The 23,360-nt window shown below is 68.9% G+C and carries 20 protein-coding genes; 10 read left to right on the forward strand and 10 right to left on the reverse strand.

Annotation, left to right across the window (positions count from 1 at the left end; genetic code table 11):
* Positions 1-40: 40 nt before the first annotated feature.
* Together dnaN and dnaA are read right to left on the reverse strand one after the other, a co-directional pair.
* Positions 41-1,171, reverse strand: a complete 1,131-nt coding sequence (gene dnaN, locus RMT89_RS06245) for a DNA polymerase III subunit beta (protein ID WP_315882905.1) — start codon at positions 1,169-1,171, stop codon at positions 41-43.
* Positions 1,172-2,030: 859 nt separating this feature from the next.
* Positions 2,031-3,938, reverse strand: coding sequence for a chromosomal replication initiator protein DnaA (gene dnaA / locus RMT89_RS06250; RefSeq protein WP_315882906.1), 1,908 nt, complete (start codon positions 3,936-3,938; stop codon positions 2,031-2,033).
* A gap of 364 nt (positions 3,939-4,302) precedes the next feature.
* Between dnaA and rpmH the strand changes: the two genes are divergently transcribed.
* The 9 genes from rpmH (at position 4,303) to RMT89_RS06295 (ending at position 11,249) form a co-directional block, all read left to right on the forward strand.
* Positions 4,303-4,440, forward strand: coding sequence for a 50S ribosomal protein L34 (gene rpmH, locus RMT89_RS06255; protein ID WP_015659252.1), 138 nt, complete (start codon positions 4,303-4,305; stop codon positions 4,438-4,440).
* Between the two features lie 21 nt (positions 4,441-4,461).
* Positions 4,462-4,833, forward strand: coding sequence for a ribonuclease P protein component (rnpA, locus tag RMT89_RS06260; protein WP_315882907.1), 372 nt, complete (start codon positions 4,462-4,464; stop codon positions 4,831-4,833).
* Positions 4,830-5,183: a membrane protein insertion efficiency factor YidD gene (gene yidD, locus RMT89_RS06265; RefSeq protein ID WP_315882908.1), complete on the forward strand. Its 354-nt coding sequence runs from the start codon at positions 4,830-4,832 to the stop codon at positions 5,181-5,183. The genes rnpA and yidD overlap by 4 nt, the downstream gene beginning before the upstream one ends.
* Positions 5,184-5,186: 3 nt before the next feature.
* Positions 5,187-6,458 (forward strand): membrane protein insertase YidC, encoded by a 1,272-nt coding sequence (yidC, locus tag RMT89_RS06270; RefSeq protein WP_315882909.1) that lies wholly within the window; start codon positions 5,187-5,189, stop codon positions 6,456-6,458.
* Between the two features lie 15 nt (positions 6,459-6,473).
* The gene (locus RMT89_RS06275; RefSeq protein ID WP_315882910.1) at positions 6,474-6,986 is read left to right on the forward strand and encodes a R3H domain-containing nucleic acid-binding protein; all 513 of its coding nucleotides are present in this window, start codon (positions 6,474-6,476) and stop codon (positions 6,984-6,986) included.
* 127 nt (positions 6,987-7,113) lie between these two features.
* Positions 7,114-7,830, forward strand: a complete 717-nt coding sequence (gene rsmG, locus RMT89_RS06280) for a 16S rRNA (guanine(527)-N(7))-methyltransferase RsmG (protein ID WP_315882911.1) — start codon at positions 7,114-7,116, stop codon at positions 7,828-7,830.
* A 311-nt stretch (positions 7,831-8,141) separates the two neighbouring features.
* Complete coding sequence (locus tag RMT89_RS06285) at positions 8,142-9,215, forward strand: ParA family protein (protein ID WP_315882912.1); 1,074 nt, start codon at positions 8,142-8,144, stop codon at positions 9,213-9,215.
* Positions 9,212-10,312 carry a ParB/RepB/Spo0J family partition protein gene (locus RMT89_RS06290; protein WP_315882913.1) on the forward strand — a complete coding sequence of 367 codons (1,101 nt, stop codon included), beginning with the start codon at positions 9,212-9,214 and terminating at the stop codon, positions 10,310-10,312. The genes RMT89_RS06285 and RMT89_RS06290 overlap by 4 nt, the downstream gene beginning before the upstream one ends.
* A 319-nt stretch (positions 10,313-10,631) precedes the next feature.
* Positions 10,632-11,249, forward strand: a complete 618-nt coding sequence (locus RMT89_RS06295) for a GNAT family N-acetyltransferase (protein ID WP_315882914.1) — start codon at positions 10,632-10,634, stop codon at positions 11,247-11,249.
* Positions 11,250-11,316: 67 nt separating this feature from the next.
* Here the strand turns inward: RMT89_RS06295 and trxA are convergent, their stop codons facing one another.
* The 7 genes from trxA to RMT89_RS06330 form a co-directional block, all read right to left on the reverse strand.
* A complete protein-coding gene (gene trxA, locus RMT89_RS06300; RefSeq protein ID WP_186287959.1) occupies positions 11,317-11,649 on the reverse strand; it encodes a thioredoxin in 333 nt (110 codons plus the stop codon).
* A 41-nt stretch (positions 11,650-11,690) separates the two neighbouring features.
* Positions 11,691-12,659, reverse strand: a complete 969-nt coding sequence (gene trxB / locus RMT89_RS06305; protein ID WP_315882915.1) for a thioredoxin-disulfide reductase — start codon at positions 12,657-12,659, stop codon at positions 11,691-11,693.
* Positions 12,660-12,841: 182 nt separating this feature from the next.
* The gene (locus RMT89_RS06310) at positions 12,842-13,759 is read right to left on the reverse strand and encodes a hypothetical protein (protein ID WP_315882916.1); all 918 of its coding nucleotides are present in this window, start codon (positions 13,757-13,759) and stop codon (positions 12,842-12,844) included.
* Positions 13,756-14,481 (reverse strand): RNA polymerase sigma factor SigM, encoded by a 726-nt coding sequence (gene sigM / locus RMT89_RS06315; protein WP_315882917.1) that lies wholly within the window; start codon positions 14,479-14,481, stop codon positions 13,756-13,758. The genes RMT89_RS06310 and sigM overlap by 4 nt, the downstream gene beginning before the upstream one ends.
* Positions 14,482-14,502: 21 nt before the next feature.
* Positions 14,503-16,203, reverse strand: a complete 1,701-nt coding sequence (locus tag RMT89_RS06320) for a protein kinase family protein (protein ID WP_315882918.1) — start codon at positions 16,201-16,203, stop codon at positions 14,503-14,505.
* Between the two features lie 118 nt (positions 16,204-16,321).
* The gene (gene murJ / locus RMT89_RS06325) at positions 16,322-18,589 is read right to left on the reverse strand and encodes a murein biosynthesis integral membrane protein MurJ (RefSeq protein ID WP_315882919.1); all 2,268 of its coding nucleotides are present in this window, start codon (positions 18,587-18,589) and stop codon (positions 16,322-16,324) included.
* A gap of 44 nt (positions 18,590-18,633) precedes the next feature.
* Complete coding sequence (locus tag RMT89_RS06330; protein ID WP_315882920.1) at positions 18,634-21,003, reverse strand: DUF6049 family protein; 2,370 nt, start codon at positions 21,001-21,003, stop codon at positions 18,634-18,636.
* Positions 21,004-21,215: 212 nt separating this feature from the next.
* Here RMT89_RS06330 and RMT89_RS06335 point away from each other — a divergent pair, with 212 nt between their 5' ends.
* On the forward strand, positions 21,216-22,664 hold the full coding sequence (locus RMT89_RS06335; protein ID WP_315882921.1) for a CCA tRNA nucleotidyltransferase: 1,449 nt from the start codon (positions 21,216-21,218) through the stop codon (positions 22,662-22,664).
* Between the two features lie 95 nt (positions 22,665-22,759).
* Here the strand turns inward: RMT89_RS06335 and RMT89_RS06340 are convergent, their stop codons facing one another.
* On the reverse strand, positions 22,760-23,236 hold the full coding sequence (locus RMT89_RS06340) for a hypothetical protein (RefSeq protein WP_315882922.1): 477 nt from the start codon (positions 23,234-23,236) through the stop codon (positions 22,760-22,762).
* Positions 23,237-23,360: the final 124 nt, after the last annotated feature.

A 23,360-nucleotide genomic window follows, 5' to 3' on the forward strand; every position in this document is an offset into this window, starting at 1 on the left:
CATACGCGCTCAAACGTATGCCCCGACCTGCGGTGTTACCTCAGCCGCTCAGGCGGACCGGCATGATCAGGTACTTGTACGCCTCATCCGCCTCGGCATCCACCGCCGGCTTGCCGCTCAGCAGCGCGGGCTTCGTGGACGTCGTGAACGACAGCTGGGCCACCGGGGAGTCGATCGCGCTCAGCCCGTCCAGCAGGAACGTCGGGTTGAAGGCGATCGAGATGTCATCGCCCTCCAGCTGCGCGTCGACCCTTTCCACAGCCTGTGCGTCGTCGCTGGACCCGGCCTCCAGGATCAGCACACCCTGCTCGAAGCTGAGCCGCACCGGGGTGTTCCGCTCCGCGACCAGGGCCACGCGCTTCACGGCCTCCACGAAGGGGGCGGTCTCGATCACGGCGACGGAGTTGAACTCGGTCGGGAACAGCGTGCGGTACTTCGGGAGGTCACCCTCCAGCAGCCGGGTCGTCGTACGACGGCCCGCGCCCTCGAAACCGATCAGCCCCTCACCGGCACCCGAGCCGGACAGCGCCAGCGTCACGCTGTCGCCGCTGGTGAGCGCCTTGGCGGTGTCCAGCAGCGTCTTCGCGGGCACCAGGGCGACCGCGGACGCGTCCGGGTTCTCCGGCTTCCACAGGAACTCACGGACCGCGAAGCGGTACCGGTCGGTGGAGGCCAGCGTGACCCGGTCGCCCTCGATCTCGATGCGCACCCCGGTCAGCACCGGCAGCGTGTCGTCACGGCCCGCGGCGATGGCGACCTGCGCGGCGGCGGAGGCGAAGACCTCACCGGGAACGGTGCCGGTCGCCGTCGGCATCTGCGGCAGCGCCGGGTACTCCTCCACAGGCAGGGTGTGGAGTGTGAATCGCGAGGAGCCGCAGACCACGCTCGCCCGTACACCGTCTGTGGAAATCTCCACCGGGCGGTTCGGCAGCGCACGGCAGATGTCGGCGAGCAGCCGGCCGGAGACGAGGACCGTGCCCTCCTCCTCGACCTCGGCGTCCACCGACACACGCGCGGAGACCTCGTAGTCGAAGCCGGACAGGCTCAGCTGGCCGTCCTCGGCCTTCAGCAGCAGGCCGGCGAGGACAGGCGCCGGCGGGCGGGCCGGGAGGCTGCGCGCCGCCCAGGCCACGGCCTCCGCGAGTACGTCGCGTTCCACCCGGATCTTCACTGTTGCCGCCTCCTGCTGTTGCCGGCGCTTCTCGGCCTGCCTGGCTTCGTCGTCTGTCTCGGTGTCGTCGGTCCCTGTGACGGGAAGGACACCGGGGAACAGTCTGACGCACGGCACTGACAGTAGGTGCCTCTCGGGGTCAAGTCGTGACGAGGGGCAGCCGGGAGCCGGACAGCGAGTTGTGCACAGGACCCCCTTCGAAACGGATTCCCCGCTCTCTCTAGTTGTCGGTAGTAGTAGGGCCTGTGGAAACCGTGGATAACCACGTTTGCCCAGCTCAGAGCGGGAATTTTATCCACCGGTCCTGTGGGTGGAGGCAGTGGACAACCGGGCGTATCTGTGGAGAACAGAAAGTTCTGCACACACCGTGCACAGGGTGAGGGGAGTTCTCCCCAGCGCCGTCCCCAGCTTTACCCGGCTTTCCCACAGTCCGACCCGGCACCTTCGTGTGACGCCTTTCACTCGACTCGGTGAGAAGGCGCGTCGCGTTGCCGAACAGTGGACAGCCATGTGGAGAAGCTGGGGATCGCTGGGGACAACTCGCCTCAGCCTGTGGGTTGTCGGTGGACAACTTCATGCACACCCTGTGGATCCGCTCGCTGTCCACAGTCTGTGGAGATCCTTCGTCCACGAATCCACAACCACTTGAGCTGGGCTGATGGTCTTTCAACAGCACAGCCTGTGGACACTTTCTGGACAACTCCGCAGTCCCCAGGATGTGGACGGAAGAAAGTCCCCGAATCTGTGGAGAGTGGCCGTAACCCGGCAGGTAATCGAACACCGGGTGGCGCGGGCACGACGAAGGGCGCCTCCCGGATCTGCTCCGGAGGGCGCCCTGGACGCCGTGGCGGCGTAGCCGTCAGCCGTTCTTGATGCGGTTGGTGAGCTCGGTGACCTGGTTGTAGATGGAGCGCCGCTCGGCCATCAGATTGCGGATCTTGCGGTCCGCGTGCATCACCGTCGTGTGGTCGCGGCCGCCGAAGAGCGCGCCGATCTTCGGGAGCGAGAGGTCCGTCAGCTCGCGGCACAGGTACATGGCGATCTGGCGGGCGGTCACCAGCGCGCGGCCGCGGGAGGTGCCGCACAGGTCCTCGACGGTGAGGCCGAAGTAGTCGGCGGTGGCGCTCATGATGGCCGTGGAGGTGATCTCCGGGGCCGAGTCCTCGCCACCCGGGATCAGGTCCTTGAGGACGATCTCGGTCAGGCCCAGGTCCACCGGCTGCCGGTTGAGCGAGGCGAACGCCGTCACCCGGATCAGCGCGCCCTCCAGCTCGCGGATGTTGCGCGAGATCCGCGAGGCGATGAACTCCAGTACCTCCGGCGGGGCGTTGAGCTGCTCCTGCACCGCCTTCTTGCGCAGGATCGCGATCCGCGTCTCCAGCTCGGGCGGCTGGACGTCGGTGATCAGACCCCACTCGAAGCGGTTGCGCAGCCGGTCCTCCAGCGTGACCAGCTGCTTGGGCGGCCGGTCGCTGGAGAGCACGATCTGCTTGTTGGCGTTGTGGAGCGTATTGAAGGTGTGGAAGAACTCCTCCTGCGTCGACTCCTTGTCCGCGAGGAACTGGATGTCGTCGACGAGCAGGATGTCCATCTCCCGGTATCGCTTGCGGAAGCTGTCGCCCTTGCCGTCGCGGATGGAGTTGATGAACTCGTTGGTGAACTCCTCCGAGCTCACGTACCGCACGCGCGTGCCCGGATAGAGGCTCCGCGCGTAGTGCCCGATCGCGTGCAGCAGGTGCGTCTTGCCGAGCCCGGACTCCCCATAGATGAAGAGGGGGTTGTACGCCTTCGCGGGTGCCTCGGCGACGGCGACCGCGGCCGCGTGGGCGAAACGGTTCGACGCGCCGATGACGAAGGTGTCGAAGAGGTACTTCGGGTTCAGACGCGCGGTCGGCTCACCGGGTCCGGTCGCCGGAGCGGGCTGCGCGGCCAGCGGACCCGGGGCACCGCTGGAGGCGGGCAGCGAGGGGCCGCCGGGGCCGCCCCGGTGTCCCCGGCCCGGACCGGGGCCGGCCGACGGCTCGGGGAGCTCCCGGCGGGCGTCGCGCTGGTCGTAGTCGGAGCGGCCCTGGTCGTAGTCGCCGCGCGGCTTGTCGTAGTCGGGGCGCTGGCTGTCGTAGTCGGGGCGCTGGCCGTCGTACGACGGGCGGTCCATCGACTGCGGGCGGTAGTCCTGCTGCGGCTGGCCGTAGGAGTCCTGGGAGGGCGAGGCATAGGGGTCGCGCTCGGGAAAGCCCAGGCGCTGCTGCTGCCAGCTGTACTCGTCCTGCTGCGGGCGCGGCCAGGCGCCGGGTTCGGGGCGCTGGTACTCGGAGGGATAGGCCGGGCGGGCGGTGGGGAGCTGGTCGCCCTGGTCGGAGCGGGGCGGGTAGGCGTCGCCGTCGGCGCCGCGGTGGCGGCCGTAGCCCTCGTACTGGCCGGAGGGGAGCTCGGGCTCCTCGTAGCGCTGCTGGGGGCGGGCGGGGGGTGCCGACGGGGCCGGGGGCTCGCCCGCGGAGTCGTCGACGGTGATCGCGATCCGGATCGGGCGGCCGCACTCGCGGCTCAGGGTCTCGCTGACGATCGGTGCGAGACGGCCCTCCAGTACGCCCTTCGCAAACTCGTTCGGTACGGCCAGCAGGGCGGTGTCCGCGACCAGCGCCAGCGGCTGGCAGCGGCGGATCCAGTGCTCGTCCTTCGCCTCGACTCCCTGGCCGCGGCCCTCGCCGAGGAGCTGATCAAGTACTCGTGGCCACACTGCGGCAAGATCGGCAGGTACGTCAGCCACAGGGCACGCTCTCTCACGGGTCCCACGAACGTGTGATTGTGGGACGGGTCGGGATTCAAATCGGGTGGGACGGGCGAATCGGAGTTCAGCCAAGGTAGTCAGGGCGACGGGTGCGGTTCAAGTTGTTGTCCCCAGGCTGTGGATAGTGTCTCCCGGTGACCCCTGGTTTGACCGGATGGCGTAGCCCCGCGTACCGTAACCAGGTCGAGTTGTCGATGGCTGCTGCCGCCTGCCTCCGATGGGCACAGATCGCGTTGGGTGATCGGGAAGCGGTGCACTCGGGCGTTAACGCGAGCTACTCGTGGGCGCACGGTGACAGCCAGGACGGCACCCGCCACTACCGATTGATTTCTGGAGCCCCCGAGTGAGCAAGCGCACCTTCCAGCCGAACAACCGTCGTCGCGCCAAGACCCACGGCTTCCGCCTGCGGATGCGCACCCGTGCCGGCCGCGCGATTCTCGCGAACCGTCGTGCCAAGGGCCGCGCCAGCCTGTCCGCCTGATCCCGGTCAGGTCATGCCGTCGTGCTGCCCACCGAGAACCGGCTGAGGCGGCGCGAGGACTTCGCGACCGCGGTACGACGAGGACGCCGGGCCGGACGCCCGACACTCGTCGTCCACTTTCGTAGCGGTGCCACGGACCCGCATGCGCCTGGGGAGAGCGCTCCCCCGGCGCGTGCGGGTTTCGTCGTCAGCAAGGCGGTAGGCGGCGCGGTCGTCCGCAACAAGGTGAAGCGCAGGCTTCGCCATCTGATGCGCGATCGAGTCGACCTGTTTCCCCCCGGTAGCCTGGTAGTCGTACGAGCGCTGCCCGGTGCGGGTGACGCCGACCATGCACAGCTGGCCCAAGACCTGGACGCCGCTCTGCAGCGGCTGCTGGGAGGGGGCGCGCGATGAAGTACCCGCTGCTGGCTCTGATCAAGATCTACCAGTGGACCATCAGTCCGTTGCTCGGGCCGGTGTGCAAGTACTACCCGTCGTGTTCCCACTACGGGTACACAGCCATCGACCGGCACGGTGCGGTCAAGGGCACGGCGCTCACGGCCTGGCGCATCCTGCGCTGCAACCCGTGGTCGCTGGGCGGTGTGGACCATGTCCCGCCGCGCAAGCGCCCGAGATGGCACGAGATGCTGCGGGGCGCATGGCGCGCACGCAAGGGCGGGCCCTCCGCCGCCGAAACGGCCACCGAAGACAATGTTTCTTCGAGCCCGGCCGCAGAGACCCCGTCCCATGCCCAAGGAGCATGATTAGTGGACACGATTGCCAGCCTCTTCAGCTTCATCACGACACCTGTCTCCTGGGTCATCGTCCAGTTCCACAAGGTGTACGGCGCCCTCTTCGGCGATGACACCGGGTGGGCCTGGGGCCTGTCCATCGTGTCCCTGGTGATTCTGATCCGCATCTGCCTGATCCCGCTCTTCGTGAAGCAGATCAAGGCGACCCGGGCCATGCAGACGCTGCAGCCCGAGATGAAGAAGATCCAGGAGCGCTACAAGAACGACAAGCAGCGCCAGTCCGAAGAGATGATGAAGCTGTACAAGGAGACGGGTACCAACCCGCTCTCCTCGTGCCTTCCCATCCTGGCGCAGTCCCCGTTCTTCTTCGCCCTGTACCAGGTGCTCAACAGCATCGCGAACAACGACACCATCGGTGTCATCAACGAGAGCCTGCTGAAGAGCGCCCAGAAGGCACACATCTTCGGTGCCCCGCTGGCCGCGAAGTTCACCGACAGCTCCTCGGAGGTCGCGGCGCTGGACGCCTCGCTGACCACCGTCCGCATCGTCACTGCGGTCATGATCGTCCTGATGTCGGCGTCGCAGTTCTACACGCAGCGCCAGCTGATGACGAAGAACGTCGACACCACGGTGAAGACGCCGTTCATGCAGCAGCAGAAGATGCTGATGTACATCTTCCCGGTCATGTTCGCCGTCTTCGGCATCAACTTCCCGGTCGGTGTCCTCGTCTACTGGCTGACCACCAACGTGTGGACCATGGGCCAGCAGATGTACGTCATCCGCAACAACCCGACCCCGGGTTCCAAGGCCCAGGCCGCCTACCTGGAGCGTCTGACCAAGCACGTCCTGCACAGCGGCAAGGTGCGCCGGCGCAGCGAGCGCGTCATCGTCAAGGCGATCGTCGCCAAGGGCCGCGACCGCAACGAGTACGAGCGCAAGTTCATCAACGGCCTGAACAAGGCGGGTTTCGCCGCGCAGACCGACGGCACTGTGGTGAGGAGCGAGTCGCCGGTCGCTGTCGAGACCGAGGACGGTACGCCCACGGCGGCGACGCCCAAGCGCCAGCAGCCCAAGCGGCAGAGCAAGTCCCAGCGTCAGTCCGGCGTTGCGAAGGCGGTCGGCGAGCCCGACACCAAGACGTCGCTGACCAAGTCGGACGCTCCGGAGGACGCCAAGCCCTCCGCTGCCAAGAAGGGCGCCCAGAAGCCCGGCTCCGGAACCCGCAGCAAGGCCCAGTCCGGACAGCGCAAGGGTCCGCAGCGGCCCAAGTCCCCGTCCAAGAAGTAAGAAGGAGTCCATCCCGTGACGGAAGGCACCACCTCCGCCGCTGCCGAGGGTGCAGACACCCTGACCCGCCTGGAGCAGGAGGGCGAGATCGCGGCGGACTACCTCGAAGGCCTGCTCGACATCGCCGATCTCGACGGCGACATCGACATGGACGTCGAGGCCGACCGCGCCGCTGTCTCGATCATCAGCGACACGGGCAGCCGCGACCTGCAGAAGCTGGTCGGTCGCGACGGTGAGGTGCTGGAGGCACTCCAGGAGCTCACGCGCCTGGCCGTGCACCGGGAGACCGGCGACCGCAGCCGGCTGATGCTGGACATCGCCGGCTACCGCGCTCAGAAGCGTGCCGAGCTCTCCGAGCTGGGCGCCAAGGCCGCGGCCGACGTCAAGAACACCGGCGAGCCGGTGAAGCTGGAGCCGATGACCCCGTTCGAGCGCAAGGTCGTGCACGACGCGGTCAAGGCCGCGGGTCTGCGCAGCGAGTCCGAGGGCGAGGAGCCGCAGCGCTTCGTCGTCGTGCTGCCCGCCTGATCGGTCCGTACGTTCCTCCGGCCCCGTCTGCCCGGCAGGCGGGGCCGAACTTTGTCAGCCTGATAGTTCTGGTGGTTCTGGTTTCGGCGCCCGGGTGGCGTCGGCGCGTACGGAAGGACGGTCCCCCGTGACGGAGGCAGCGGAGCTTCCCCCCGCGCCCGAGCAGGCGCGCGAGGTGTTCGGTGATCGCTTCGCGGACGCGGTCCGATACGCGGAGCTGCTCGCGGAGGCGGGCGTGCAGCGCGGTCTGATCGGGCCGCGTGAGGTGCCCCGGCTGTGGGAGCGGCATCTGCTGAACTGCGCCGTGCTCTCGGAGGTCGTGCCCGAGGGGGTGACGGTGTGCGATGTCGGTTCCGGTGCGGGGCTGCCCGGCATTCCGTTGGCCCTGGTCCGGGAGGACCTCAAGATCACGCTGCTGGAGCCGCTGCTGCGGCGGACGACCTTTCTGACCGAGGTCGTCGAGCTGCTGGGCCTGGACCATGTGACGGTCGTGCGTGGGCGTGCCGAGGAGGTCATGGGCAAGCTCCAGCCGGTCCATGTGGTGACGGCACGGGCGGTGGCCCCGCTGGACCGTCTGGCCACCTGGGGCATCCCCCTGTTGCGTCCGTACGGCGAGATGCTCGCGCTCAAGGGCGACACCGCCGAGGAGGAGCTGAAGAGCGCCACCACGGCGCTGAGCAAGCTCGGCGCGGTGGCGACTTCCGTTCTGCATGTCGGTGAGGGCGTTGTGGACCCGCTCTCGACGGTGGTGCGGGTCGAGGTCGGGGAGAGCCCCGGTGGTGTGCGCTTCGCGGCGAAGCGGGCGAAGGCGGCCCGGACGGGGCGGACACGCCGTCGGCGCTGATCCGTCCTGACGACGAGACGTACTCCACACAACCTGCCAAACCTACGCATGCCGGAGTGTCGGCGACAGTTCGGCCTCGGCTGCTGTGCATCGTGTTTCACGTGAAACGTCGCTCACTGCTGCACGGCATCATCAGCCGGGGCCGAGCCGCGGCCGAACCCCGCGACCGTAAGCCTCTGGGATCCCTCGGATCCCACGAGGAAAGGCCTCCCTCTGACGACTCCGCGTCCCTCACGGAGGGCACGGAGTTGTCCACAGAGGTGGATTTCTCCACAGAACACCAGGGCTCACTGGTTCACGACCCCGAAGGCATGGGAGGCTCTGTTCATTGCGAGCCTGAAGTCGAGGAGAGTGAATCCTTGCGGTCCGACGCCAACATCGCGGGACCGATGACCGATCCGGTCCCCGGTCCCCGTACCGAGTCGATGGGGGAGGATGTTTCACGTGAAACACCGCCCCCGATGGACGACACTCCCATCGGTCGTGCTGCCCAACTGGCGGTGGAGGCTCTCGGCCGTGCCGGCGAGGGTCTCCCACGGCCCGAACAGACCCGGGTCATGGTGGTCGCCAACCAGAAGGGTGGCGTGGGCAAGACGACGACAACCGTCAATCTTGCCGCCTCGCTGGCTCTGCACGGTGCCCGTGTTCTGGTGATCGACCTCGACCCCCAGGGCAATGCGTCCACTGCCCTGGGAATTGACCATCACGCCGAAGTTCCGTCGATCTATGACGTGCTGGTCGAGAGCAAGCCGCTCGCGGAAGTAGTCCAGCCGGTCCCCGATGTCGAGGGCCTCTTCTGTGCACCCGCCACGATCGATCTCGCCGGTGCGGAGATCGAGTTGGTGTCCCTGGTGGCACGCGAGAGCCGGCTTCAGCGGGCGATCCAGGCGTACGAGCAGCCGCTGGACTACATCCTCATCGACTGCCCTCCCTCCCTCGGCCTGCTGACGGTCAACGCCCTGGTGGCCGGGCAGGAGGTCCTGATCCCGATCCAGTGCGAGTACTACGCCCTGGAGGGCCTGGGCCAGCTGCTGCGCAATGTCGATCTGGTACGGGGGCACCTCAACCCCACCCTGCATGTGTCGACGATCCTGCTCACCATGTACGACGGCCGGACGCGCCTCGCGTCCCAGGTCGCCGACGAGGTGCGCAGCCACTTCGGCGACGAGGTGCTGCGGACCAGCATTCCCCGCTCGGTCCGGATCTCCGAGGCGCCGAGCTATGGACAGACGGTGCTGACCTACGATCCGGGTTCCAGCGGTGCGCTGTCCTATCTTGAGGCGGCACGAGAGATTGCGCTGAAGGGTGTCGGCGTCGGCTATGACGCGACGCACGCCCATATCGGCGCCCAGAGCGACCCGAGCATGGTGGAGGGGATCCAGTGAGCGAGCGACGGAGGATTGGTCTGGGCCGTGGCCTGGGCGCACTGATCCCTGGCCCGGCAGACAGCACGGCGGCGCCGGCCGCGGCGGGAGGCGTCGCACCCACGACGCCGACGGCTGTTCCCGTGCTGACCACCGACCGTGGCGTGGCCGCGGCCAAGGTGACGGCGCTGCCGCCGGTTTCACATGAAACCGAGGAGCCGTCACTGAACGGCGTGGCCGAGATGCCCGCGCCTCCCATGGGCGCCCACTTCGCCGAGATCCCCCTCGACTCCATCAAGCCGAACCCGCGCCAGCCGCGTGAGGTCTTCGACGAGGACGCGCTGCAGGAGCTCATCACCTCCATCAAGGAGGTCGGTCTCCTCCAGCCGGTCGTCGTACGGCAGTTGGATACGGGCCGCTACGAGCTCATCATGGGCGAGCGGCGCTGGCGGGCGTGCCGTGAGGCAGGCCTGGAGGCCATCCCGGCGATCGTGCGGGCCACGGAGGACGAGAAGCTCCTCCTGGACGCGCTGTTGGAGAACCTGCACCGCGCCCAGCTGAACCCGCTGGAAGAGGCAGCCGCCTACGACCAGCTGCTGAAGGACTTCAACTGCACGCACGACCAGCTGGCGGACCGCATCGGCCGGTCCCGCCCGCAGGTTTCCAACACCCTGCGTCTGCTGAAGCTCTCGCCGAAGGTGCAGAACCGGGTGGCGGCCGGCGTCCTGTCCGCAGGGCATGCGCGGGCGCTGCTCTCGGTGGAGGACCCGGAGGAGCAGGAGCGGCTGGCCTACCGGGTCGTGGCCGAGGGCCTCTCGGTCCGTTCCGTCGAGGAGATCGTCACCTTGATGGGCTCCCGGGCCCAGAAGGCGCCGAGGGCCAAGGGACCGCGTGCCGGGGCCCGGGTCTCCCCGGCGCTGACCGACCTCGCGACCCGGCTCTCGGACCGGTTCGAGACGCGCGTGAAGGTCGAGCTGGGTCAGAAGAAGGGCAAGATCACCGTCGAGTTCGCCTCGCCGGACGACCTTGAGCGAATCCTGAACACCCTCGCCCCGGGCGAGCGGCTCGCTCTTCAGAAGAGCCTTCTGGAGGACGACGCGGAGGACACCGAGGACTGAGTCTCAGGGCTTGGTGCCGTGGTAGGCCGATAAAGGGCGGGCCGTGTCCGGTGTGTACCGGAACACGGCCCGCCCTTTGCTTTCTGGCGGTATCGATGGAATCGCATCGTGGATACGATGCGATCGGGTATGGCGCATCCACCTGGCGGCACCTCTTAGGGGAGGCGGGGGCCATGCGAACGGTGAGCCGGACCGGACTGGTGAGCGCGGGCCTGGGCCTGGGCGCGGTCGGCGGGTTCGTCGGCAGCCTGCTCAGGGAAAGGAGCGCCCTGACAGCCGCCCGTGACGCAGCGGGCGAGGAAAGCGAGGATCAGCCTTCATGGGGCGTCGGCTCGTACCGCTCACGCTGGACAACCTTCAGGACCTTCCCAAGCGTTGCCGCTCATGTGTCTTCTGGGAGTTGGATCCAGTCAGTGGCAAGGCCGCGGTAGCCGCCGGCACTCCGGCGCTGGAGAAGGAAGCCTGGATTTCCGCCGTTCTGCTGGACTGGGGATCCTGCGGCCGGGTCGTCTACGTCGACGAGGTCCCGGTGGGCTTTGTGCTGTACGCGCCTCCGGCCTATGTCCCCCGCTCGACCGCGTTCCCCACGAGCCCGGTGTCTCCTGATGCCGTCCAGCTGATGACGGCGTTCATCATGCCGGGGTATCAGGGGCAGGGGCTGGGGCGGGTGATGGTCCAGACGGTCGCCAAGGATCTGCTGAGGCGGGGCTTCAAGGCAATCGAGGCCTTCGGGGACGCGCGCTGGAAGGAGCCCGCCTGTGTGCTCCCTGCCGATCACTTGCTGGCCGTGGGCTTCAAGACCGTACGGCCCCATCCCACGTATCCGAGGCTGAGGCTGGAGCTGCGGACGACGCTCTCCTGGAAGGAAGACGTGGAGATGGCGCTGGACCGGCTGCTGGGGGCCGTACAGAAGGAACCGGCGCTGCGGCCGCTGTGAGCTTTTGGGCAAGCGAATGGGCCAACCCCTCAGGGTCGGCCCATTCGTGTTTCACGTGAAACAACGACTACTCGGCGATGAAGTCCTCAAGGTCGCGGAGGATCGCGGCCTTCGGCTTCGCGCCGACGATGGTCTTGGCGACCTCGCCGTTCTGGTAGACGTTCAGCGTCGGGATGGACATGACGCCGTACTTGGCGGCCGTACCCGGGTTCTCGTCGATGTTCAGCTTGACGATCTCGATCTTGTCGCCGTACTCGGCGGCAATGGCCTCAAGGGACGGCGCGATCTGGCGGCACGGACCGCACCAGGCGGCCCAGAAGTCCACCAGGACGGGCTTGTCGCTCTTGATGACGTCCTGCTCGAAGGAGTCGTCAGTCACATTCTTCAGGGTGCCGGCCACGGCGGGCTCCTTAACTGGTTGGTGCGTGAGGCGGGTGGAGGTCAGACAGCGGTCTTCTCGGGCTCGGCCTGCTCCTCGTCCGCGAGGGCGGAGAGGAAGCGCTCGGCGTCGAGGGCGGCGGAGCAGCCGGTGCCGGCCGCGGTGATCGCCTGGCGGTACGTGTGGTCGACCACGTCGCCGGCGCCGAAGACACCAGTGAGGTTGGTGCGGGTGGAGGGGGCGTCGACCTTGAGGTAGCCCTCCTCGTCCAGCTCCAGCTGGCCCTTGAAGAGCTCGGTGCGCGGGTCGTGGCCGATCGCGATGAACAGGCCGGTAACCGGAAGGGCGGAGAGCTCGCCGGTCTTGACATTGCGCAGCTTCAGACCCGAGAGCTTCTGGTCGCCCTGGACCTCGGCGACCTCGCTGTCCCAGACGAACTTGATCTTCGGGTCGGCGAAGGCGCGGTCCTGCATCGCCTTGGAGGCGCGCAGGGTGTCGCGGCGGTGGACGATCGTCACGGACTTGGCGAAGCGCGAGAGGAAGGTGGCCTCCTCCATCGCGGTGTCGCCACCGCCGATCACGGCGATGTCCTGGTCCTTGAAGAAGAAGCCGTCACAGGTGGCGCACCAGGAGACGCCGCGGCCGGAGAGGGCGTCCTCGTTCGGCAGGCCGAGCTTGCGGTGCTGGGAGCCGGTGGCGACGATCACGGCCTTGGCCCGGTGGACCGTGCCCGCGGTGTCGGTGACAGTCTTGATCTCACCGGAGAGATCGACGGAGACGATGTCGTCCGGAACGAGCTCGGCGCCGAAACGCTCGGCCTGGCCGCGCATGTTGTCCATGAGCTCGGGGCCCATGATGCCGTCCTGGAAGCCGGGGAAGTTCTCGACCTCGGTGGTGTTCATCAGGGCGCCACCGGCGGTGACGGCGCCCTCGAACACCAGCGGCTTCAGCGACGCGCGCGCGGTGTAGAGCGCCGCCGTGTAGCCGGCGGGCCCGGAGCCGATGATGATCACGTTACGGACGTCGCTCACGGCTTGATTCCTCGTCTCTGGACTGCGTCATAGGTCCGGGGGGAGCCCTTTTCAGGACTCTCACCCCACCCAACGGATCCTAAGGGGCGTGCATTCCCGCTGTGTCCGGGCACACGAAGGGGCGACACCGTAGCGCATACCACGCAGGACGGAGACGAAGCGTCCGCGCCGGGAGCGGGTGCTCAGGAGGTGCGGGGGTAGCTGTTGGTCAGCAGAACCTCGGCCTTGCCCACGGACGGGTCACTCACGCAGGCCGTGGCGACGATGTAGGCGGTCACCTTGTCGCCGTCGGAGGCGTCGGGCAGCACCACGAGCAGCGCCTCGGTGCCCTGGTAGGTGCCTTCCTCCATCGCCAGAGCGGCAGCGGCGTCGTTGCGCCCGATGCCTTCCTGGACGCAGCCGGGGACCGTGGGCTGCTGGAAGACATGGGGCTCCTTGGAGCCGGGAGCGGACTCCACGCCCATGCTGCTGCGCGGTGTGCGGCCCTCGCCCGAGGACTTCTCTGTGAGGAGATCGGAGACCTGCCGCTCCAGCGTGCTGGCGGCGAACGTGTCCGCGGCGGTGGACTGGCCACCGTCGGGGCCGCCGTTCGAGCCGTCGTTGAACGAGGACAGCAGTACGGAGCCGAGTCCGATTGCGGCCACCGTGAAGACGGTGCCGAGGACGGCGATGCGACGGCGTCCGCCGCGTCGGCGCTCCTTGCGGCCGGGGCCGGTGGTGGAAGTACGGGCGTGGCCCGCGGGGCGGTCCGCGATGACCGATGTTTCACGTGAAACACGCGTGTCGTCGTCGGCGCCCTGGGGCGTGCCGAGGAGCAGCGGGGCCTTCGTGTCCTCCGGAGCCGTGGCGTCCAGCAGCGCCTCCGCGGCGAGGGCGGCATCGATCCGTCCCGCGACATCGGCGGGCATACGCGGTGGGCCCGGCAGGGTCCCCAGCAGGCCTCGGATCTCCTCCAGCGACGCGTAGACGTCCGCGCACAGCTCGCACTCGGCCAGATGCCGTCGTAGGTCCGTGCTTCGGGACGCGGGCAGCAGGCCCTCGGTGAGGTCAGAGAGCTCGGTGACGTCCGGGTGCCCGGCCGTGTCTGTCGTCGACGTCACGCTCGCCCACCTCCGCCCTTCACAGCAGCTGAATCACTTGGACCGGCATCGCCCGGACCCGCGGCACCTGGTTCCGCTGCCGGTGGGACGGATGTCCCCTCCGCGCGGTTCCTTCGCCCGCTCGCCTCCCTGCTGGCACCGGCGTTTTCCGGCCGCAGATGACTGAGGAGCGGCAGCAGTCTGGCTCTGCCCCGCGCGCACCGGCTCTTCACCGTGCCGGTGGGGACATCGAGGATCCGGGCGGCTTCGGCGACGGGGTACCCCTGCATGTCCACCAGGACGAGAGCGGCCCGCTGATCGGGCGGAAGCGTGCCGAGGGCTTCCAGCAACTGCCGATGCAGATCGTTCCGCTCCGCTGGCGCAGCGGCCGACTCGTGCGGCTCCAGGAGCTGCTCCAGCCGCTCGGTGTCGTCGACCGGGGACGTCTTCCGGGACGCCGCTTTACGGGCCCGGTCGAGGCAGGCGTTCACCGTGATCCGGTGCAGCCAGGTCGTGACGGCCGACTGACCACGAAAGGTGTGGGCGGCACGGTAGGCGGAGACAAGAGCGTCCTGAACGGCGTCAGCGGCTTCCTCACGGTCGCCCAGCGTGCGCAGGGCAACGGCCCACAGTCGGTCCCGGTGACGCCGTACGAGCTCGGCGAAGGCGTCAGGGTCGCCCTCTACATGGCAGGCCAGGAGGTCCTGATCGCTTGCGTCGGCGAATGCGGTGCTGTCTGCCATCGGACCCCCTCCCCTCCAGCCTCAGCCGGTCACCTTGATGTCCATGACCCTGCCGCGCCACTTGCCGTCGTCGGCCTGTATCGGCAGCTCGGTCAGCCACACCAGTAGATACCGGGAGTTGAGGTTCTTGTCCGGCTTGAGCGTCACCGTCGTGCCCGAACCCTCGGCGACCTTGGCGTAGCTCTCGAACGACGTCGGCATCACAGCGTCGTCACCGGAGGCGGCAAGGAGCTCGACGGACGTACTCCCCTTGAAGCTGACCGTCACTTTGCCGACCTGCTGGGCCTTGCCGAGGTCGAGGATGACGCCGACGCCGGGCTTCAGGTTCCCGAGGTCGGCGCCCTCGTAGTAGCTGGTCTGCCAGTACGACTTCGGGTCGGCGTCGTAGACCTTTTCCACGTCTTCCGGGTACTCCGAACCGTCGTCGCCGTACGGGTCGAAGTCACGGGCTTCCTGGATCGCGATCGGCTTGCCGGCCGACGGCTTCTCCGGGCTCTTGTCGTCCCCGTCCGTCGTCTGCGTCTGCTCCGACTCGCCCGAGGGATTGCCGTGTTCCATGAGGGCGTCCGCCAACTGCCAGCTGCCCAGGCCCAGAGCGGCGATGAGCAGTGCCGAGACGGCCCACTTCAGGGCCCGGCCGGTGCGGCTCTGCAGCGGGGGCGGTGGCGTGGGGACAGGCTGGTTGGCGCCCGGGTGCGGGGCCTGGCGGCCGTAGGTGCCCTGTTGGTACGTCGTGCGCTGGTACTCCGGCGGTGCGGTGAACGCCGGCTCCGGCGGGCGGATGCGCGGCATCTCGCTGATCGCCTTCACCAGCTCCTCCGGCGTCGTGCACGCGGCCTCGTGGCGGGAGGCGGTCGCGCCGTCGTTGACGAGCGCGCGCATGGCCAGCTCGGACAGACCGCGGTGGACGCCGGCCCGCACCTGGTCGGGAGCGATCAGGCCGACGTCCTTGGGCAGCCCGGACAGACCGTAGGCGTCGTTCTCGTACGGCCATCGCTGGGTGAGCGCTGCGTACAGCAGGGCGCCGATCGACTCCGTGTCGGTGCGCTGCGGAGTGTCCGAACTGATGCCGCGCAGCGCGGCGTTGACGGCCAGTCCGCGGATGCGCCACTGGCCGGTCGAGGTGCGCAGCACCGCGTTGGGGTTGAGCCGCAGATGGGCGAGGCCCTCACGGTGCGCGGCGGCCATGGCGGCGGCGACCTGGGAGACCATCTGGTAGCCCTCGTACGGCTCCAGCGGCCCGGAGGACAGCAGCGTGGTCAGCTCGGTGGCGTCGGGCAGCCACTCATGGACGACGTAGACGAGGTCGTTCTCCTCGACGGCGTCCAGCACCTGGACGAAGCGGGGGTCGCCGAGCAGCGCGGAGGAGCGGGCGGCGGCCAGTACGGAGCGGGCCCGTGAGTGGTCCGCCGGCAGGATGTGGACGCCGACGGCGCGCCGGAGTTTCTCGTCCACCGCACGCCAACTGCTGAAACCGTCCAGACGGGTGACGCACTCCTCCAGGCGGTAGCGTCTGGCGAGCTTGTGGCCGCTGTGCAGTTCGGGTGGTGAGGCCTTCCCGGAACCCTCGGTCCCGCCACTCCCCTGTGCCTCGTCGGTGTCCGTGTCCCGCTCCCGTTTCTTGGCCACCCCGTCGGCCGTGGACTGGTCCGCCTGTGCGGTCAGCGGCTCGTCGCCGCTGTTGTCTGCCACGTCGACGGCAGCCGTGCTCCGTTCCGCCACCGTCGCTCCTGCCTCCCCATCCGTTGCGCGCTCTGAGACGCCGAAACCAATTGTGCCCACAGTCCGCCGCTATGCACGACACGCGATGGCGGACGATGGTTGTGCGCGTACCCCCGCCTCAGCGCCCCAGACGCCCGCGGACCATTCCGACCAGCGAGTTCAGCTCCTCGATGCGCATCTTGCGGGCGAAGACAAAGAAGGTCCCGAGCAGGACGGCGCCACCGGCCAGCAGGGCGGCGAAGGAGCCGAGGACACCCTGGCCGAGGCTCTGGGCGATGCCGTAGCAGGCCGCGCCGCTCAGCAGCGCGGCCGGGATCGAGGCGATGGCGAGCCTCGCGTAGGTGCGCATCACCCGCGCACCGTCCAGGTCGCCGCCCAGCTTCCTGCGCAGCCGGGCCCAGGCGACGCCGACGCCGATCGCGTAGGCCAGGCCGTACGAGGCGGCCATGCCGACGACGGCCCAGCGGGCCGGGATGACGAAGAAGCAGACGGCCGAGGCGATGGCGTTGACGGCCGCCACGATGACCGTGTTGTAGAAGGGGGTGCGGGTGTCCTCGTAGGCGTAGAAGGCGCGCAGCACCACGTACTGCACGGAGTACGGGATGAGACCGAGGCCGAAGGCCATCAGCATGTAGCCCATGTTGGTGGCCTCGCTGGTGCCCGAGGTGCCGAACATCAGCGTGCACATCGGGATGCCCAGGGCCACGAACCCGAAGGCGATGGGGACGATCGCGACCGCCGTCGTGCGCAGGCCCTGGGAGATGTCGTCCCGGACGGCGCCCCGGTCGCCCTCGGCCGCCGAGCGCGAGAGCCGCGGCAGCAGGGCGGCCATCAGCGAGACGGTGATGATGGCCTGTGGCAGACCCCAGATCAGCTGGGCGTTGGCGTAGGCGGCGAAGCCGGTTCCGTCGACGTCGGCGTTGACGCCGGCCGCGGTGGACAGCTGGGTGACGACGAGCGCGCCCGCCTGGTTGGCCAGGACGAACAGGATCGTCCACTTGGCGAGCATCGCCGCCTTGCCGAGACCGTGGCCCTTCCAGTCGAAGCGCAGCCGCAGCCGGAAGCCCGTCTCGCGCAGATACGGGATCATCGCCAGGGCCTGCACGACCAGGCCGAGCAGCACACCGATGCCGAGGAGCCGCTGGCCCTCGGGCGGGATGCTGGTGACCGCCATGCCGGAGCGCTCGGCGGTGCCGTAGACCCAGAGGAACATCCCGAGCGTCACGATGATGACGATGTTGTTCAGGACCGGCGTCCACATCATCGCGCCGAACCTGCCGCGGGCGTTGAGGATCTGGCCCATCACCACATGGACGCCCATGAAGAAGATCGAGGGCAGGAAGTAGCGGGTGAAGGTGACCGCCACGTCGTTGGCGGCCGGGTTGTTGGCAACCTTGGTCGACAGGGCCGTCACCAGCAGCGGCGCGGCGAACATCGCGAGTGCGGTGAGAGCGGCGAGCGCCACCATCACCAGGGTGAGCAGACGGTTCGCGTACGCCTCACCGCCGTCCTCGTCGTCCTTCATCGCGCGCACCAGCTGGGGCACGAACACGGAGTTGAGGCCGCCGCCGACGGTCAGGATGTAGATCATCGTCGGCAGCTGGTAGGCGACCTGGAAGGTGTCACCGAGCAGGCCCACGCCGAGGGCCGACACGATCATCGCCGACCGGACGAACCCGGTCAGCCGGGACACCATCGTGCCGGCCGCCATCACCGCGCTCGACTTCAGCAGGCCCCCGCCCTTCTTCGCGGGAGACGCGGGAGCCGCGGAAGCAGGCGAGGCCGGTGGCGGTACGGGTACGGTGCCGAGGTTCATGGTCGCGTCGGCCGGGGGCGCGGCGGGCGTCGGCTGCTGCTGGTACTGCCCGGGCTCCGCTGCCGGGCCCGGCACCGACGGCTGCTCGTACGACGGGAGAGCGCCGCCCTGCTGCTGATCCCTGAACAGGTGCGCGAAGGCGTCGGGCTCGTGGCGCTCGTCGCCGGAGTGCGTGACCAGGTCGTCGACGCCCACGTACTGCGTGGTGCGCGGGTCGTCGCCGTAGGGCAGGTACTGGGTGGCGCCGTCCGGCTCGGGCGCCGGGGTCTGCGCCCACACGTTGGGGTCGGGGGCGTACGGCGACTGCTGAGGCTGGGCGTACAGCGGCTGCTGCGGCGCGTACGTGCCCGGAGGCGGCGGAGGGTGCGCGGCGCGGTCGTAGAGCGCCTCGGCGACCGGGTCCTGGGCCGAGAGATCCTGGGCTCGGTAGGGGTCCTGGTCGTAGGCGTCCTGGAGGTACATGTCGGCGGGGGGCTGCGGCGGTACCTGGCCGTGCTCGGGCGGCGGGCCCTCGGGGTGGCCCGAGCCGCCCGCGGCCTGGCCGCGGTCACCGTCGTACGGCGCGTTCATGGTTACCCCACCTCATCGTCCCGGGCCCACCGGCCACGACATCCTCAACGGTCCACTCTCTCACCCGTGCCGGACGGGTCGGCGCTTTCCGCTGGGGTGTCCGGTGTCGGGTCACTCGGCTGCTCCGGGTCGTCTGCCCCGGTACCGGAACCGGACTCCTCCGTAGGACGGTCGTCGGGGCCCTCGGGGTTCTCCGGGCCGTCGGCGGTCTCGCCCGAGGTGTCGGGCCCCCGCTCCTCGGCCGCCCGGGCGGCACGCTTGCGCTGCGTGTACATCCGGAAGCCGGCGAGGACGAGGAGGAGGAAGCCGCCGCCGATGACCAGCATCACCGTGGCGGTGAACTCGGTGACCTTGACATCGAACTTGACCGGGGCGCCGTACTTCTGCCCGTCCTCCGTGTAGAGCTGGGCGATCACCTCGGCCTGGCCGTTGGCCTCGGCGGAGGTGGTGAACTTCACCGTCTGGGCGTGCCCGCCGGCGACCGTGACCGGCTGCTCCTCATAGGCGTAGCCGCCGATCTTCAGGCGCCTCGGGCTCGTCGAGGTGAGCCGCAGCACCAGATTGTCGACGCCCTGGACCAGATTGTTCTGCACGGTCACGGGGATCGTGGCGCTGCGGCCGGAGAGCTTGGTCTCGGACTTCTCGATCAGGGTGACCTGGTCGGCCAGGGACTGCAGGTAGGTCTCCACGTCGTTGCGGTACACGGCCGCATCGGTGCCGCGGCCGCGCCACGACGTGGACATCTCGCGGTTCATGGCGCGACCGAAGGGGGTCACGACCCGGGACTCGTCGCTGAGGATGACCTTGAACTTGTCGAGCTTGTCCTGGGTGGTCCCGATCTGCCCGAACGCCGCCCGCTGGAGCTCCTGCTTGCGCAGGGCGGCGGGGTAGGCGGACGCCGACGGCACCTTGGTGGTGGCGCCCGGGTCCGGCTTGGCCGTGGCGGCCTCGGTGAGGTCCTGGGACTCGCTCCAGCCGCCGCCCTGGAGGGCGGTGACCGCCTCCGCCAGTGCGCGGGCCTGGCCGGCCGTCGGCATGCGCTGCGGGGCGACGACGATGCTGCGCTGCTTGTCCGTCTGGAGGTTCAGCGCCAGGCTCTGGGCCAGGAACCGCTGAACGGCGAGCGTCGAGGTGGACGCCCTGGTCATGTCGCCCTGGAACAGCGTGGACAGTCTGGCGTCCGCGACCACCGCCGTCGTACCACCGCCGATGGGGCGGGCAGCGGAGGGCGTGTAGGTCAGGCCGGCCGTCTCCTCCAGGCTGTCGCTGCGCGCGATCACCTTGTCCGCGCCGGCGGATGTGGCGACCTTCACGATCGACGGGTCCACGGCGCCGTCCACGGGCCAGGCGAAGTCGGTGGTCGGCTCCACGTGGAGGATCGACTCGACGGTGTCGGTGGCGACGTCGGTCGCCTCGTTGAGGTGGCCCAGCGAGCCGGTGACGGCCGTGCCGTTGTGGGCGAGGGAGGCCAGGTCGGGGTCGGCGAAGGGCAGGGCGACGACCTCGTTGCCCGCCACCGCGTCCTGCAGCGCGGCGAGCCACCGCTTGGCCAGCTCCTGATCGGCGCGGGTGCCGGCGGTGGTGGTGTTGCTCTCGCCCTGGACGCGGTAGCTGCGGGTCATGGCGTCGACCGAGGCCAGCAGGTCCGGGTCGACCACCCAGGTCACGTCGAGGTCCTTGCCGAGGGAGACCATCTGCTCCAGGCGGCCGCCCGGCGCGAGCTCCTTGGCGAGGTCGTTGTCACGGAAGACCGGCGTCTGTGACTCGTTCGACCCCGTCTGCGCCGACATGTGGACGGTGGAGATCAGCGGCCATAGCACCGTCGTCTTCGTCTGTGTGTCGGGCCCGTCCGGCTGCCACGGCAGGAAGGTCCGCTGCACGCCGAGCACCTGGGGCCACGGCTGCGCCGCGGTCTCACCGGACAGGGAGACCGCGAGCTGGTAGATCCCGTTCCCGCCCAGATCCAGCTCGTCGACCGGTACGGAGATGTTGAAGGACTCGGAGACGCCCGGAGTGAGCTTGGAGAACTTCTCGACGTACTTCCCGCCGACCGGTGTCCCGTCGGTTCCCTGCTGGTAGCCGGTGGTCTTGGCGGCGGTGTCGATGCCGGAGCGGGTGGTCAGCTCCTGGCCTACGCGCAGGTCCACCTGGGCGTCGGTGACCGCCTGCTTGCCGTTGTTCGTCACCGTGCCGGACACGGTCAGCGTGTCGCCGTCCATGGGAACGCTCGGGGTGAGGGAGTCGACAGCGACGGCGACCGTCTCGGAGCCGGTGGCGGCGACGGCGGGAGACGCGGCGGGCAGTTGGAGAAGTCCCGCCAGCAGGGGGGCACCGGCGAGCACCGCGCCGGTGCGCCGCAGCCACCGGCGGGCAGGTGAGGCACTCGTCCCCTGGAAGTCTGCCGCCTCGGCCACGCGCTCGCCCGTCCCTCGTCGTCGTCAGTGGTCGTCGGAATGTGCGTCCACGCATGGTAACGATGCGCGCTGAGGGGAAGTGCCGCGGACTGCGCCACAAGATCGGCTCGTACTCCCGGGCTGTCCCGTATGTGCCCGTATAAATGGGAGCGGGTTTGTGCACGTTTAATGGAGGCGCAGCAGGTTGTTGCGGCCACGTACCCTCTTTTGTTGTGCCGAACGCCAACGAAGACAACCTCAGTGTCCTGAGTCAGGTGCAGCACCGCGCGGTGAGTGAACTGCTGCGGGTCGCGCCTGTCGCCGACGACCTCGCCCGCCGCTTCCAGGAGGCCGGGTTCTCACTCGCCCTGGTCGGTGGGTCGGTCCGGGACGCTTTGCTCGGCCGGCTCGGCAATGACCTCGACTTCACGACCGATGCCCGGCCCGAGGACGTCCTCAAGATCGTGCGGCCGTGGGCGGACGCCGTGTGGGAGGTCGGGATCGCTTTCGGCACGGTCGGGGCGCAGAAGGACGGCTATCAGGTCGAGGTCACGACCTATCGGTCGGAGGCCTACGACCGGACCTCCCGCAAGCCCGAGGTGTCGTACGGCGACTCCATCGAGCAGGACCTGGTCCGCCGTGACTTCACCGTGAACGCGATGGCCGTCGCGCTGCCGGAGAAGGACTTCATCGACCCGCACGGCGGTCTCGGTGACCTCGCGGCACGCGTGCTGCGCACCCCGGGCACTCCCGAGGAGTCCTTCTCGGACGATCCGCTGCGGATGATGCGGGCCGCGCGGTTCGCGGCGCAGCTCGACTTCGAGGTAGCCCCCGAGGTCGTCACGGCCATGACGGAGATGTCCGAGCGCATCGAGATCGTCTCGGCGGAGCGGGTGCGGGACGAGCTGAACAAGCTGATCCTCTCCGCGCACCCGCGCAAGGGCCTGTCGCTGCTCGTCGACACCGGTCTGGCCGATCGGGTCCTGCCCGAGCTGCCGGCCCTGCGGCTGGAGAGTGACGAGCACCACCGGCACAAGGATGTCTACGAGCACACGCTGATCGTCCTGGAGCAGGCGATGGCCCTGGAGGAGGACGGCCCGGACCTGACCCTCCGGCTGGCCGCTCTGCTGCACGACATCGGCAAGCCGCGGACCCGGCGCTTCGAGAAGGACGGCCGGGTCTCGTTCCACCACCACGAGGTGGTCGGCGCGAAGATGACCAAGACGCGCATGACGGCCCTGAAGTACTCCAACGAACTGGTGAAGGACGTCTCGCGGCTGGTCGAGCTCCATCTGCGCTTCCACGGCTACGGCACCGGGGAGTGGACGGACTCCGCGGTCCGCCGCTACGTCCGGGACGCGGGCCCGCTGCTCGACCGACTGCACAAGCTGACCCGCTCGGACTGCACGACCCGCAACAAGCGCAAGGCGGCCGCGCTCTCCCGGGCGTACGACGGTCTGGAGGAGCGCATCGCCCAGCTCCAGGAGCAGGAAGAGCTGGATGCGATCCGCCCGGATCTCGACGGCAACGACATCATGCAGATCCTCGGCGTCGGTCCGGGCCCGGTCGTCGGCCGCGCCTACAAGCACATGCTGGAGCTGCGGCTGGAGAACGGCCCGATGGAGCGCGACGCCGCGGTGACCGCCCTCAAGGAGTGGTGGGCCGCGGAGGAGCAGGGCTGAGGCTGTGAAACGGGGTCATGTTTCACGTGAAACACGCCCCGGGGACGCACCGAGGGGCGGTGTTTCACGTGAAACACCGCCCCTGTGGCTTCGTCCTACTTGGGGCTGTAGTCCGAGAGGCAGAGCGTGAAGTCGTCGCTGCCACCCGTCTCGGTGTACTCCGAGTACTTGGTGCGGTCACACGACTCCGTCGTGCCGTCCTTCTTCTCCGCGACCTTGTACTTGGCGCTGGAGTCGCTGCAGTCCACGACCTCCAGGCCCGGGTCGGTGGTGCTGTCCGGGTCGGAGATGCTCATGCAGTCGCCGACCTTCGCCGCGTTGGCGTCGTCCCGGCTGGCTATGTACCCGCCGACGATCACGGAGACGACGGCCACGCCGATGACGATGTTCTTGATCGTCTTGAAGCTGAGCTTGCGGCGGGGCTGCTCCGGCGGGACCGGCGCGTACGGGGCCGCACCCTGCTGCGGGAAGCCCGGCTGCTGCGGGTACGGAGCCTGGCCCTGGGGCTGCTGGGCGTACGGGTTCTGGCCCTGAGCGAACGGGTTCTGGCCCTGGGGCGGCGGAGTGGTCACTTGGGGGTCCCCCTAAGAACATGGGTGCGTGACGCGAACGGAGCGCGCATAAGACTCACGTAAGTTATCGGGCCCCACTGGCACACCAGTAGTCAGGAGGGGCTCTGTGGCACTGATGTGACAC

Origin of the sequence: Streptomyces sp. P17 (genome assembly GCF_032436805.1) — a bacterium.
Taxonomy (GTDB): Bacteria; Actinomycetota; Actinomycetes; order Streptomycetales; family Streptomycetaceae; genus Streptomyces.